General features: G+C 47.3%; 10 protein-coding genes. 3 read left to right on the forward strand and 7 right to left on the reverse strand.

Annotated features, from left to right (window positions below; translation table 11 throughout):
• Positions 1 to 17: 17 nt before the first annotated feature.
• From mltF to ACSSU7_RS01925, 7 genes are all read right to left on the reverse strand, one after another.
• Positions 18 to 1,445 carry a membrane-bound lytic murein transglycosylase MltF gene (gene mltF, locus ACSSU7_RS01895; protein ID WP_492517057.1) on the reverse strand — a complete coding sequence of 476 codons (1,428 nt, stop codon included), beginning with the start codon at positions 1,443 to 1,445 and terminating at the stop codon, positions 18 to 20.
• Positions 1,446 to 1,447: 2 nt separating this feature from the next.
• Positions 1,448 to 2,119, reverse strand: a complete 672-nt coding sequence (rpiA, locus tag ACSSU7_RS01900) for a ribose-5-phosphate isomerase RpiA (protein WP_492517058.1) — start codon at positions 2,117 to 2,119, stop codon at positions 1,448 to 1,450.
• A 130-nt stretch (positions 2,120 to 2,249) separates the two neighbouring features.
• Positions 2,250 to 2,810, reverse strand: coding sequence for an elongation factor P (gene efp / locus ACSSU7_RS01905; protein WP_492517059.1), 561 nt, complete (start codon positions 2,808 to 2,810; stop codon positions 2,250 to 2,252).
• Between the two features lie 36 nt (positions 2,811 to 2,846).
• Positions 2,847 to 3,995 (reverse strand): elongation factor P maturation arginine rhamnosyltransferase EarP, encoded by a 1,149-nt coding sequence (gene earP, locus ACSSU7_RS01910; protein ID WP_492517060.1) that lies wholly within the window; start codon positions 3,993 to 3,995, stop codon positions 2,847 to 2,849.
• A gap of 6 nt (positions 3,996 to 4,001) precedes the next feature.
• The gene (locus ACSSU7_RS01915) at positions 4,002 to 4,352 is read right to left on the reverse strand and encodes a DUF3147 family protein (protein WP_492517061.1); all 351 of its coding nucleotides are present in this window, start codon (positions 4,350 to 4,352) and stop codon (positions 4,002 to 4,004) included.
• 5 nt (positions 4,353 to 4,357) lie between these two features.
• A complete protein-coding gene (gene greB / locus ACSSU7_RS01920) occupies positions 4,358 to 4,843 on the reverse strand; it encodes a transcription elongation factor GreB (RefSeq protein ID WP_492517062.1) in 486 nt (161 codons plus the stop codon).
• A gap of 7 nt (positions 4,844 to 4,850) precedes the next feature.
• Positions 4,851 to 5,243 carry a hypothetical protein gene (locus ACSSU7_RS01925; RefSeq protein WP_492517063.1) on the reverse strand — a complete coding sequence of 131 codons (393 nt, stop codon included), beginning with the start codon at positions 5,241 to 5,243 and terminating at the stop codon, positions 4,851 to 4,853.
• A 75-nt stretch (positions 5,244 to 5,318) separates the two neighbouring features.
• Between ACSSU7_RS01925 and ACSSU7_RS01930 the strand changes: the two genes are divergently transcribed.
• From ACSSU7_RS01930 to ald, 3 genes are all read left to right on the forward strand, one after another.
• Complete coding sequence (locus ACSSU7_RS01930; RefSeq protein WP_492517064.1) at positions 5,319 to 8,012, forward strand: PD-(D/E)XK nuclease family protein; 2,694 nt, start codon at positions 5,319 to 5,321, stop codon at positions 8,010 to 8,012.
• Positions 8,012 to 11,374 (forward strand): UvrD-helicase domain-containing protein, encoded by a 3,363-nt coding sequence (locus ACSSU7_RS01935; protein ID WP_492517065.1) that lies wholly within the window; start codon positions 8,012 to 8,014, stop codon positions 11,372 to 11,374. Before ACSSU7_RS01930 ends, ACSSU7_RS01935 begins: the two co-directional genes overlap by 1 nt.
• Positions 11,375 to 11,470: 96 nt before the next feature.
• Positions 11,471 to 12,586 (forward strand): alanine dehydrogenase, encoded by a 1,116-nt coding sequence (gene ald, locus ACSSU7_RS01940; RefSeq protein WP_492517066.1) that lies wholly within the window; start codon positions 11,471 to 11,473, stop codon positions 12,584 to 12,586.
• Positions 12,587 to 12,622 lie beyond the last annotated feature (36 nt).

Genomic DNA, 12,622 nt, shown 5'->3' on the forward strand with positions numbered 1-12,622 from the left:
CGTTATTCAACGTTAGATTAATTGCGTGCAATCTTAAATGCATCAAACTCTGGATTATGGCTAGGTTGGTGTTTTTCTAATATGCGTTGATAACTGCGCACCGACTCCACAAAAATAACAGGTGCACCGCCACTGGCATAGCCATATTTTAGGGTAGTGTAGTAATCGGGGTTTTTGAGTAACACCAGCGTTTTTTTAATATCCGCCCAGCTATCAGGATTCAGTTTTAATCTCTTAGCGAGCACACGGGCATCTTCAACATGTGCGTAGCCAATATTGTAAGAGGCAAGCGCCATATATGTTCTATCCGGTTCCGGAATACGCTCAGGCACCGTATCAATGAGTTTAAGCAAATACTTAGCGCCCGCCGGTATGCTTTGCTTAGGGTCTAGCCTATCGGTAACGCCCATCAGGTCTGCCGTGCCTTCAGTTAGCATCATCAGTCCACGTACATTGGTGGGGGAGGTGTTGTAGGTATCCCAGTGTGATTCTCTGTAGCTCACTGCGGCTAGCAAACGCCAATCTATGCCCGTAATATCCTGCGCCTGTTTAAATAGGTGTACGTATTTTGGCAGCAAGCTATTACTGCGCTCAAGGAACGTGGTGATATCTGATGAGTTGAGACGTTTATTATGGCCGTAGTAGCGATCTAGCAAATTGCGTAATGTGCCGTCATTTTTGATTTTTGCAAAAAATTTATTAATGTTAGCTAACATTTGCCGGTCAGAGTTTTTAGACATAGCCCAAGCAATTTTTTCGGCAGGACCAATTGGCATGGCGATACTCAGATTAGGATGGTAGTTTTGCATTAACGCCGCTAGGTGGTTATCTGCGATGGTGTAATCAAGTAGGCCATCGGCGACCTCTTCTATTAACGATTCAGTATTGGTGCGTTTGATACTTTGCCATTTGAGCGCGTTATTCTTTTTTTGTAAAACGGCTAAGTGCTCTTCGTAGCTGGTGCCTTCTGGTACGGCCAGTGTTTTGCCAATAATGTCTGTGATGTTGTCCGGCTCTTTGTTGATTTCATTGTTAAAAATGAGCTGTTGCTGTGTTTCTTGGTAAGGGGTTGAAAATAACACCAGATGCTCGCGTAAATGCGTGACGCTGAGGCTGGCCGCTGCAATGTGCGCTTTACCTTTTAGCAAGCTTGGAATCACTTCACTAATGCTGTTGACCAGTACAAAACGGATTTCATAGTCTGGGTAGTAGTCATTCACAAACTGCGTAGCTAAGTCGTACTCAATCCCTGCGGGTTGGTTGTCATTGTTTAAATAATAAGTGGTTGGGCCATTGTGCGTAACAAAGACAATTTCTTTTTTCTTGGCATCAATCGCTGGCGTTCGATCAACATCACTCTTAGGTTTACAGCCAACAAAGCACACACATAGCAATGCCAGTGTGAGTAAACGTATCCACTGTTTATTTTGTAAGAGGGCTATCAAACTTAGCGCTCACTCACCACGCCATCTTGGGCGATTAAAATAACATCGGCTAACTGGTGGAAAATGCCATGTTCCACAACACCCGGCGTATTGTTAAGCAGGGCATTAAGGGTGCTAGCGTCGATGCTGGCATCAAATTTCATATCAAGCACATAGCTACCGTGAGAGGTGATCCAAAAGCCATCTTTGGCGGCATTAGGGCGCAGGTCACCCACACCGACGAGCGCTTCTAGGCTCTTTTTTGCCATTTGCCAGGCAAAGGGGATGACTTCAATCGGGATGGTGAAATTTTGTCCAATATGGTTCACCAGCTTGCTTGCATCGGCCACCACAATAAACTGTGTGGCAGCTTTGGCAAGGAGCTTTTCTTTAACTAAATCACTACCGCGGCCTTTTAGCAAGGTTTTGTCGGACGTGATTTCATCTGCTCCATCAACATAGAGGTCTATGCTAGCCACGTGTTCTAATGCCACGATAGGCAACTGCAATGACTGCGCTTTTTGTGCACTGATAGTGGAGCTGGCAATGGTTGTACATCGTAAGCCTTGCTCACGTGTTAGTCTGGCGAGTTCTTCAATGAAGTAGTTTGCAGTTGAACCGGTGCCTAAGCCAACCAGCATGCCATTTTGTACATACTGAGCAGCACGTAGTGCGACTAATTGTTTGTCATTCATTTTGCATCCCCATGACTTTTTTACTTATTGTGATTACTATATTAACGCTATTTACTTTGCTTAGTCATAAAAAAAGGGAGCGAGTTGCTCCCTTTTCAAATTTTTTTGCTATCTGGTGATAGCTGGAAAATTATTTCATTACACGGTTTCTGTATTCACCAGTACGTGTGTCGATCTCAATTTTGTCGCCTTGCGCACAGAATAATGGCACTGGCAATTCAAAACCTGATGCGATTTTAGCTGGTTTCATTACTTTACCTGATGTGTCGCCTTTAACTGCTGGCTCAGTGTAGGTGATTTCACGTACCACTGTTGTTGGTAATTCAACGGTAATTGCTTTGCCATCGTAGAAACGTAAGTCAGCTGGCATGCCGTCTTCGATGTACGGTAATGCATCTTCCATGAACTCTGCGTCTACATCGTACTGGTTGTAATCTGCATCCATGAATACATAAGTTGGATCAGCAAAGTATGAGTAAGTCACTTCTTTTTTCTCAAGTACGATCACATCAAACTTATCGCCAGCGCCGTAGATGCTTTCGCTAGGTGCTTCTGTCAGTAAGTTTTTGAATTTCATTTTTACAACGGCAGTGCTGCGGCCTGATTTGTTGTATTCTGCTTTTACTACGACCAGTGGAACGTTATCCACCATAATCACGTTACCGGCGCGGAGTTCTTGTGCTGTTTTCATAGGGTGCCTTAGATTCTAAATGCGTAAAATCGCGCATTATACCTTATTTTTTAAGATATTTTTTATCATCTTTTCACTAAAAATCACCAACTTAGTGGCTAAGTCAGTTTGCTGTGCAAGCGTATTTGTTTGTTGTGTGCTATAGCTTTTGAGTGCAGGGAGCTGGTCTAAATAATCCTGCCAAGTTGCGACTGGTATTTGCTCTGCTAGCCATGCATTGTGCATGTTAAGAACAGCCACTTTGGTAGCGTCTGCACATTCTGCATAAAATAAATCTAAAAATGCATGTAGTTTTTTAATGTGGGTTTGTTCTGTTTGCAGGTATGGTTGCCAGATAAAAGGTTTACCTGCCCAAATAGCACGTACCCAGCTATCTTCGCCGCGCACAAAGTTAATGTCACAGTTACTGAGTAGATTGTCGTAGTCACGTTGACTTAAAAAGGGAATCACATGCAGCGTAAGATTTTGCTGGGTGAGCGTATCGCCAATGTGCAGTGTGGGGCATCCAAAAAAATCAGCCACGCTAGGTAAAATGCTGCCAGCCGGCACATAGCAATTAATTGGCTGGTTGGATTGTGCCATTGCCGATAATAAGTCAGAAATTGGCGCATGTGGGTAGCAGAATAAAGATACTTTTAAGTGAGGGCTGGCGACTAGCCCTAAACTTTGCCAAAAGTCCTGTTGCTGGCTTGGAGTTTTATCCAGCTCTTGATGCTGCTTAATAAGGTCATGCTCTCGTAACAAACCGCCGGTGCTGGAGGTAAAGCCGGGGAAGAAGAAGTGGCGGGTTAAAGTGCCGCGTTTTGAGCTGTTTGCATGAAAGTCATCCACCCAGCTTTCAGCCGATAAATATTCTAAGTTAACCCAGACCGTGCTGGGCTGCATGGTGGCGAGGTAGGCTTGTGGTAATTCACAGGCAAAGCTTTCGATAACTATAGGAGCAGCATTCGGAAATTTAGTATCTGCATGCCATGCAATGATGCTGATGCCTTGAATTGATTGTTGTTCAAGCGAGGTGTCGATGGTTGGAATCAGCTGTTTAGCAACATGCAGGTCGTCAATATATAGACGGATTGTTAACTGGTGCTCGCTGTGTAGTTGTTGGGCTAAGCGCCAGCAAACACCGATGTCACCGAAGTTATCGACTATTTTGCAGAATATATCCCAAGTTTTATCTATTGCCATGCGGATCTACAGCAAATGAATATTGAAGATTTTTAGTAATTGCGCGTAGCCGTAAAACAGCACTGCGGTGATCAATATGTAGGTGAGTAGCGTGGGCCAAAACCCAAACCTTGGTAGCATCCATGCAAATACTGGGAACATAGGCAGGGTAGGGATGACATACCAAAACGTGTAATAGGCATGATTGGCAATTTTTGCCGTGGGCTGCTGCTCAATGTAAAGCCAAATGAGGCTAATGATGGTAATTAAAGGCAATGCAGCAACCAAGCCGCCAAGTTTGTCGCTCAGTTTGGCTGCTTCTGAAATAACAACAATCGCTAATGCCGTCAGTAGATATTTAATGATGAGGTAGCTCATGGCTGTTAGTATTTAATCTCAATGATTTCGAAGGTTGCTTCACCTTTGGGCGTGGTGGCGCGCACGGTGTCACCGATAGATTTACCCAATAAGGATTTTGCTAGGGGCGATACCCAGCTGATATAACCTTTGCTTGGTTCCAGCTCGTCTTTACCTACAATGCGATAAGTATGTTCTGTGTCATCGTCCAAGTTGTATAAGCTGACCCAAGCGCCAAAATATACTTTTTCCAGATGTTGCTGTTGGCTGGCATTTACGATTTCAGCTAAGTCCATGCGCCGCATTAAATGACGGCAGCGGCTGTCAATTTGGCGTAGACGCCGTTTGCCGTAAATGTAGTCGCCATTTTCACTGCGGTCGCCATTGCCGGCAGCCCATGAAACGGTGCGTACCACTTCTGGGCGCTCTATTTTATACAGCTGATGAAACTCTGCCTTTAGTGCTTCAAAGCCTTCAGGGGTGATGTAGTTCTTTTCGTCGGTAGCGGCCATGAGGTAACTATTTGCTCGCTTTAGTTTCGTCTAGTAATTGCACATCTTTGACATAAAAACTGGTTTCACCAAAGCAGGTGGTGGGGACACCTTTGTGCTCTTCATAGATTAGACGCACACGTTCGCCAACAGTTGTGTTGATTTTTTTTGCAACACTGGCATCCCTGACGGTAAAAAAGAACTTCTCCGCCTGCGTGCCCGGCATGGAAACTAAAATAAGCTCACCTTCATAAGTTTTGCAAACCCAACCCTTTTGCGAGAGCTTTTGTACATAGCCTGCGCGTTCTCCAGAGGAGTAAACCCAGCTTAATGATGCCCAGGTGTAAAGCGCGAAGAGCGCAAAAGGAACCAGTATCAGCAAGGTGAAATACGTCAATATTTTTTGAAGTCGAGTTAACATAGTCCGTTTTAGGCTTTAGGTTGAGAGTGCACCTATTTTATTTGCCTATTACAAATAATCCAATAGAATTGTGAAATGACTTTAAAGACGCTCATCCTTTGCCCATCTGCCCGATTGGCGCGCAGTATTCAAACCGACATCGCACAGCAGCATCTACAGGCAGAGCAAAGCCAGTGGCATAGCCCCGAGGTGCAGACTTTATCGCAATGGCTGGAGCATATCATTGAAGAAAGTTTGCTCACCGGCGGGATTACAGCCCAGCGCTCGCCTTATGCGTTAAGTGGATTTAATGAGCAACTGTTGTGGGAAGAGGTGATTACGCAGTCACTGAAAAGAAATGCCTTTGGTGAGTTGTTTGATGTGTCAGGCTTAGCTAAGGCCGCGATCGAGGCCAACCGCTACGTGGTGGCTTGGCATTTGCATGTGCCAACTGAGCATCAGGCGGAAGAGTGTCGCCAGTTTTTATTGTGGCAGCAGGCGTTTCAGGCGCGTTGCAGTGAGCTAAATGCACTGGAAAGTGTGCGTTATTTAGATTGGCAACTATCTCAGTTAGCTAACGCGAGCAGTGTGTTGCCATCTAGCATCGCGTTTGCTGGTTTTGACCAAACTGCGCCGCAGGAAAAGCACTTGCGTGAGATTTTAATGCAGCGTGGAGTGTTGATTGAAGATTACGTGACCACCGCCAGTGAGGCCGCGCAAGCACAGTATGTGTGCTTAGAGCATGACGACGCGGAGTGCCGTGCCGCGGTGGCATGGGCAGCACAATATTTGGCCGCACAACCTGATGCTGTTATTGCCATTGTGACGCCACGCTTGAGTGAGGTGAGAAACCAGCTGGCAGACTTACTGGATGACGTGCTTTACCCTGAGAGTGTGCGCTCAAGTTTGGCCGCGATACCACGTCGCTATAATTTTTCTTTAGGTACGCCGCTGGCACAGCAGCCTGTGGTGCAGGCCGCATTGCATCTATTGCGGATGGTGACGGCTTATCAGTTAGCCTATGCAGATGTTTCTGCCATGTTACTTTCTCCATTTTGGTCTGCAAGCCAGCAAGAAGCCGATGCGCGCGCACTGCTTGACGCAAGGATGCGTGAGAAACTTCCTGCGCAGTTTACGATGGCTAATTTTATTACGTTTGCACAGAAGCAGCATGACGATGGCCTGAACTTAACGCAGCTGTTGCATGACCTTAACGCGGTGATGGCAGCAGTGCCAAGCAAGCTGGCGCACGCTGCGCAATGGGGTGAAGTGTTAGATACGCTACTTGAGCATTTAGGTTGGCCGGGTGAGCGCACAATTAGCAGTTTGGAGTATCAGGCGATTAATGCATGGCAAAAGGCATTGCAGCAACTGGCGCAGTTGGATGTATTGGGACGGCGTATTTCTGCGAATCAGGCGGTGGCATATTTGCAGCAAATATGTACTAACCAAGTGTTTCAGCCAGAAACTGAGCAAACGCCTGCGATTCAGATATTGGGGATTATGGAGGGGCTGAGTGCACCAGTCGATGCTATTTGGTGCATGCATATGAATGACCATATCTGGCCGCCTCCGGCACGCCCTAATCCATTGTTACCAGCGTTTATTCAGCGCTTAGCAGGTTTACCCAATGCGGATGACAGTATTCAGGCAACGTTTGCGGCCACGATACATCACCGCTTATTGTATTCTGCGCGGCAGATTGTTTTCTCCAGCAGCCGTACGGCAGGGGAGAGCCAGCTCCGTGCGTCACCATTGATGCAAAATATTCCGATGCTGGATGCTGATGTCAGCCTAGCTGAAACGCTAGCTGAGCAGTTAAGTCTTAAAGCACATGAAACTTTAGTGCATATGGATGACCACATGGCGCCGATTGTGCAAGAGGGTGACCATGTTTCGGGCGGTACTGGCTTGCTGAAAGCACAAGCAATTTGCCCTGCATGGGCGTTTTATCAATATCGCTTAGGCGCGAAGGCGCTCAAAATACCAACTAACGGTTTAGATAGCATCATGCGCGGTTCATTAGTGCATGACGTACTGGAGCGATTTTGGAATAAACGCCACTTTGCCGATTTACGCGATATGAGCGCAGATGATTTCACCTTAGCGTTAAAGCAGGCGGTGAGCTTAACTTTAGAAGATTTTGCGGCTAAGACTGACGTTGCATCTGCTGCGATACTTGAGCTGGAGCATGAGCGGCTTTTGAGTCTGGTTGGCGATTGGCTGCAGTTTGAAAAAGAGCGTGGTGTAGTGTTTAAAATCGTAGGGTGTGAAGTGACTAAAATCGTACAAATTTGCGGGATTGAAGTGACCTTGAAAATTGACCGGGTGCATCAGCTGGAAAATGGCGGTTTAGAATTTATTGACTATAAAACCGGGCAAACACCTAAAACCAAAAACTGGGGTGAAGACCGCATTACAGAGCCGCAACTACCCATCTATGCCAGTTTTTACGCTGACAATACCAACCCTGTTGCCGGTATCTATTTTGGCATGGTGAAAACTGCCGATCATGCATTTACCGGAGTAGGCGAGGTTAATTTTGAAACTGAGCAAGCCAAGCGTAAACCGGCTTTTACCCAAAATTTTGTAGATTGGCCACATTTGTTAAATCATTGGAAAGCGTCTATTGAAGACATCGCGCTGGAACTCAAAGCCGGTGAAGCGGCAACGCGTTTTAGCGATGCATCGGATCTGATGTATTGTGAAGTGACAACCCTGCTCAGGCTGCCTGAGCGTCAATTGCAATTTGAGCGGTTTCAGGCTGCGGATACACAGGGTGGTGCTTAATGAATGTAGGCCAAGCCAACAATACCGCGGCAGAAGTGCTGGAACTTGACGCACAAAACCGCTTACGCGCACTGGATTTATCTTCTTTTATTGTAGAAGCGCCAGCCGGTGCGGGGAAGACGGAACTACTCACCCAGCGCTATTTAAAGCTATTGCAAACAGTCAATGCGCCGGAAGAGATTATTGCAATTACTTTTACCAACAAGGCTGCGGCGGAAATGCGCTTGCGTATTCTGGATAGCTTGTTAAAAGCTGATAGCAAAGAAATGCCCACGCAGGCACATAAGCAAATTACTTATGACCTGAGCCTAAAGGCGCTGCAGCAATCTAGCCAAAAAAACTGGCAGTTGATTGAAAACCCATCTCGCTTACGCATTTTTACCATTGATAGCCTATGTGCGCATTTAGCGCGGCAGATGCCACTGATGAGCCGCTTTGGGGCACAGCCTCAGGTGACCACAGATGCCGGCGTGCTGTATGCGCAAGCTGCTGAGCAGGCACTTGCCTTGGTTAACGGCACCGAACATGGCGATTTAGTGAAAACAGCGTTACGTTATGTCGATAATGATATGAATCAGCTTAAAAATCTGCTGATTAAAATGCTGGAAAAACGCGATCAATGGCTACATCATGCCCAACATGAAGTGGATGCCGAGCAATTGCAGCAAACTTTACGCTACTTGGTAGAGCAGGAGCTGGAAGTGGCGGCACAAGCCGTGCCATTTAGATTGCAGCATTTATTAATGCCGACAGCACGTTTTGCTGCGTCAAACTTGCCTTGTGATCATCCCATCGCCTTACTGGTGGATTGGGAAACACCGCTGGCACAAAAGCAAGAAGCATTGCCCATGTGGTGTGCGTTAGCTGAGCTATTGCTGACCGCGACCGGCGAGCCTCGTAAAGAGGGCGGTTTAAATGTGAAAGTTGGGTTTCCGGCCACTGATGAAGGCCGTGCGCAAAAAAGCGCATTGATGGAAATTATTTATGCGGTTGAGGATGTGCCAGCTTTATATCGTGTTAAATCTTTGCCTGATTTAAGTAACGAGAACGCAAGCTGGCAAATTATTACTACGCTCTCCAAATTACTCACGCTGGCGGTTGCAGAGTTGTGGCTGGTGTTTCAGCGTGCGGGCGAGGTCGATTTTGTAGAGATTGCACAGCGTGCGACCCATGCGTTATCTGATCATCTGGGTGAGCCAACTGAGCTGGCGTTAAAGCTGGATTATCAAATTCAGCATTTGTTAGTGGATGAGTTTCAGGACACAAGCCCTAGCCAAGTGGCATTGATAGAGCAGTTAACGCTGGGCTGGCAATTTGACGATGGACGTACTTTGTTTGCAGTGGGTGACCCGATGCAGTCTATCTACCGCTTTCGTAAAGCCAATGTAGGCCTGTTTATTGATGCCGCGGTGAACGGTATTGGCAATATTTACTTAGAGCGTTTGCAGTTATATCGTAACAATCGCTCTTGCCCTGCCATAATTGATTGGATCAACCAGACCTTTGCGCCGATATTCCCCATGCAAGATGAAGTGACGCAGGGTGCGATTCATTACCGGCCATTTATCGCGACCAAACAGGAAATGCCTGAAGCTGGCGTGGTGGTGCATCCACTGATTAAGCAGGTGGACGAAAACTACGAAGCCGCCGCGCAGCGCGAGGCAGAAGCAGTGATTCGTATTATTCAGCAGGTACGTAGCCATCACCCAGAGCAAAAAATTGCAGTGCTGGTCAGGTCCAAAAAACACTTGTCGCATTTAGTAAGCCGATTAAGGCGTGATCACCAGGATATTCCGTTTCAGGCAGTAGATATTGAGGCGTTGGAGGGTCGGCAGATTGTGCAGGACTTGCTCTCTCTGATGCATGCATTGCATCATCGCGCAGATCGAGTGCATTGGCTGGCTATTTTGCGTGCGCCTTGGTGTGGTTTAACTTTGCATGATTTATATGAGCTGGCTGGGCGTGACCATCACCGTACGATTTGGTCGCTGATGCAAGATAATGACGTTGTCAGCGGCTTATCTGCAGATGGGCAAGCGCGCCTGCTGCATATACGTGAGGTATTGGCTGAGGCCTATGCAAGCCAAGGCCGCATGAGTGTGAGCCGCTGGATTAGAGGCGTGTGGCTGATGCTAAACGGTACGGATTGCTTGTGGGATGCGGCAGATGTAGTGGATGTGCAGGCATTTTTTGCATGTTTAGATGGCCTGGACCGTAGCAATCAATTTTCACCAGAGCGCATGGAAAGTGAAATCACCAAGCTGTTTGCCGCGCCAGATAGTCACGGTGAGCATCTGCAAATGATGACGATACATAAGTCCAAAGGGTTGGAATTTGATACCGTGATTCTTTTAGGATTAGGCGCACCAACCGGTGGCAATAATACTGACAAGCCGTTAGTGCTGTGGGAAGAGGTAAAAACAGATGACAGCCATGAGTTGCTCGCTGCACCTTATATCCCTAAAGGTGCGCGCGATAAAGATAAAGTGAGCCCGTATGATTATTTAGAGTCGCGTGAGAAGGCGCGTGACGCTAATGAGTCAGCACGTGTGCTCTACGTGGCAGCAACGCGGGTAGAGCGCAAGCTGCACCTGTTTGGTATCGCCAACCAGAATGCCAAGGGTGAGATTAGCCCCACTAAAAATACGTATTTGGATTTGTTATGGGCTAGCGTTGCCCCGATATTTGAGTCTGACCCGCAATTGGCATCTGAGCAGCAGGTGCCAGATGATATTGCAAACTTTACGCCGCAATTGGTAAGGCTTGTACAGCCAGCTGTGCCTTTACTGCTACAAACAGGCAAGGCACCGCCTACCTATGCTAAACCTAATGTAAAGCCTAGCTACCATAGTAGTTTGGATGCAGACATGGGTACTTTAGCGCATCGTTACATGGAGATGATGGCACAACAAGGCGTATCAAACTGGACGACAGCTCGCCTTGCAACACTTGAACCTGCGATGCAGCATTGGCTACGCCAGCAAGGGCATGCTACACAAGCGGCTACTGATGGGGCAGCAGCGGTGCAACGTATACTGCTGCAAACGCTTAACAGTACGGATGGCCAGTGGGTGCTACAGGCAAGGTCGGGAGCTGCGTCTGAGCTAGCCATTACACGCCGTCAGCAAGATGCAGTGAAAAGCTATGTGATAGACCGTACCTTTGTAGAGGATGACACTCGCTGGATTGTTGATTACAAGTCGGTGAGTTTAGTGCCTAATATGACAGAAAGTGAACTTAACGAGATAGCTGCGCAGTATCGTACTCAGTTGGAAAACTACGCCGTGTTATTTGCTCATGAAACTTACCCGATTAAGAAAGCAATTTTGTTTTTAAGTATAGGTAAGCTGGTTATTATATAAATAATCACCCATAATCGGTTCATTAGCACTTAGCACTTAGCACGTGCGTTGTGACTGTTGGCCGTATCATCAAAAAATGATTGGGAGTGTAAGCTCATGTTGATTGGCGTACCTAAAGAAATAAAAGCACAAGAGTATCGTGTAGGCCTAGTGCCAGAAAATGTACGCGAGCTCGTCTCTCGTGGTCATGAAGTAGTAGTGGAGGCGGGCGCCGGTATCGGTATCAGTGCCTCAGACGCGCATTATGCGGCAGCTGGCGCAACCATCATACAAGCCGCGCAAGATGTATTTAAAAGTGCTGAACTGATTGTTAAAGTCAAAGAGCCGCAAACCATAGAGCGGCAATGGTTGCAAGCTGGGCAGATGCTTTTTACTTATTTACATCTCGCGCCAGATCCGCAACAGGCGAGTGACCTCATCGATTCTGGTGCAACCTGTATTGCTTATGAAACGGTAACCGGCAAGGGAGGGTTACCATTATTAGCACCAATGTCTGAGGTGGCAGGCAGGCTTGCGGTGCAGGCGGGTGCTTATTTCCTTGAAAAAACGCATGGTGGCTTAGGCGTATTGTTAGGCGGCATACCCGGGGTGGCGCCAGCGCAAGTCACCGTACTTGGTGGCGGCGTAGTGGGGCTGCATGCAATAGATGTGGCACTTGGCATGGGGGCTAATGTGACAGTGCTAGACCGTAATATTGATGTGCTGCGCAAACTGCAAAAGCAATTCGGCCATCGCTTGCATACCGTATGCTCAACAGCCGCTGCGATTGAACAACACTGCATCATGGCAGACCTAGTGATTGGTGCGGTGTTGATTCCAGGTGCATCAGCGCCTAAGTTGATTACGCATGAAATGGTGGCACGGATGAAACCCGGCAGTGTGATTGTGGATGTAGCGATTGATCAGGGCGGTTGCTGTGAAACAGCCCACCCCACCACACATGACGCCCCGACTTATGTTGTGGATGGTGTGATTCATTATTGTGTGGCAAACATGCCAGGCTCAGTGCCGCGTACCTCAGCTTATGCGCTTAACAATGCCACATTGCCTTATGTGATTGCACTGGCAGATAATGGTTTGCAGGCGCTGCGTGATGATGAGGACTTGAGAAATGGCTTGAATATCCATCAAGGCAAAGTAACCAATCTACCAGTGGCCAGTGCCTTAGGCTTTGCCTTTCATGAGCCGATAGATGCCTTAGATATGCGCTAACCATGTGAGTGCAACATGCACTTAATGGCTTTGTTT

The sequence above is a fragment of the Methylotenera sp. E1MeOHC1 genome (genome assembly GCF_058745595.1).

Coding starts and splice junctions, on each gene's coding strand:
- efp (WP_492517059.1), bottom strand. CDS start 2,810: ATGAAAACAGCACAAGAACTCCGCGCCGGTAACGTGATTATGGTGGAT.
- ald (WP_492517066.1), top strand. CDS start 11,471: ATGTTGATTGGCGTACCTAAAGAAATAAAAGCACAAGAGTATCGTGTA.
- rpiA (WP_492517058.1), bottom strand. CDS start 2,119: ATGAATGACAAACAATTAGTCGCACTACGTGCTGCTCAGTATGTACAA.
- earP (WP_492517060.1), bottom strand. CDS start 3,995: ATGGCAATAGATAAAACTTGGGATATATTCTGCAAAATAGTCGATAAC.
- ACSSU7_RS01935 (WP_492517065.1), top strand. CDS start 8,012: ATGAATGTAGGCCAAGCCAACAATACCGCGGCAGAAGTGCTGGAACTT.
- ACSSU7_RS01930 (WP_492517064.1), top strand. CDS start 5,319: ATGACTTTAAAGACGCTCATCCTTTGCCCATCTGCCCGATTGGCGCGC.
- ACSSU7_RS01925 (WP_492517063.1), bottom strand. CDS start 5,243: ATGTTAACTCGACTTCAAAAAATATTGACGTATTTCACCTTGCTGATA.
- greB (WP_492517062.1), bottom strand. CDS start 4,843: ATGGCCGCTACCGACGAAAAGAACTACATCACCCCTGAAGGCTTTGAA.
- ACSSU7_RS01915 (WP_492517061.1), bottom strand. CDS start 4,352: ATGAGCTACCTCATCATTAAATATCTACTGACGGCATTAGCGATTGTT.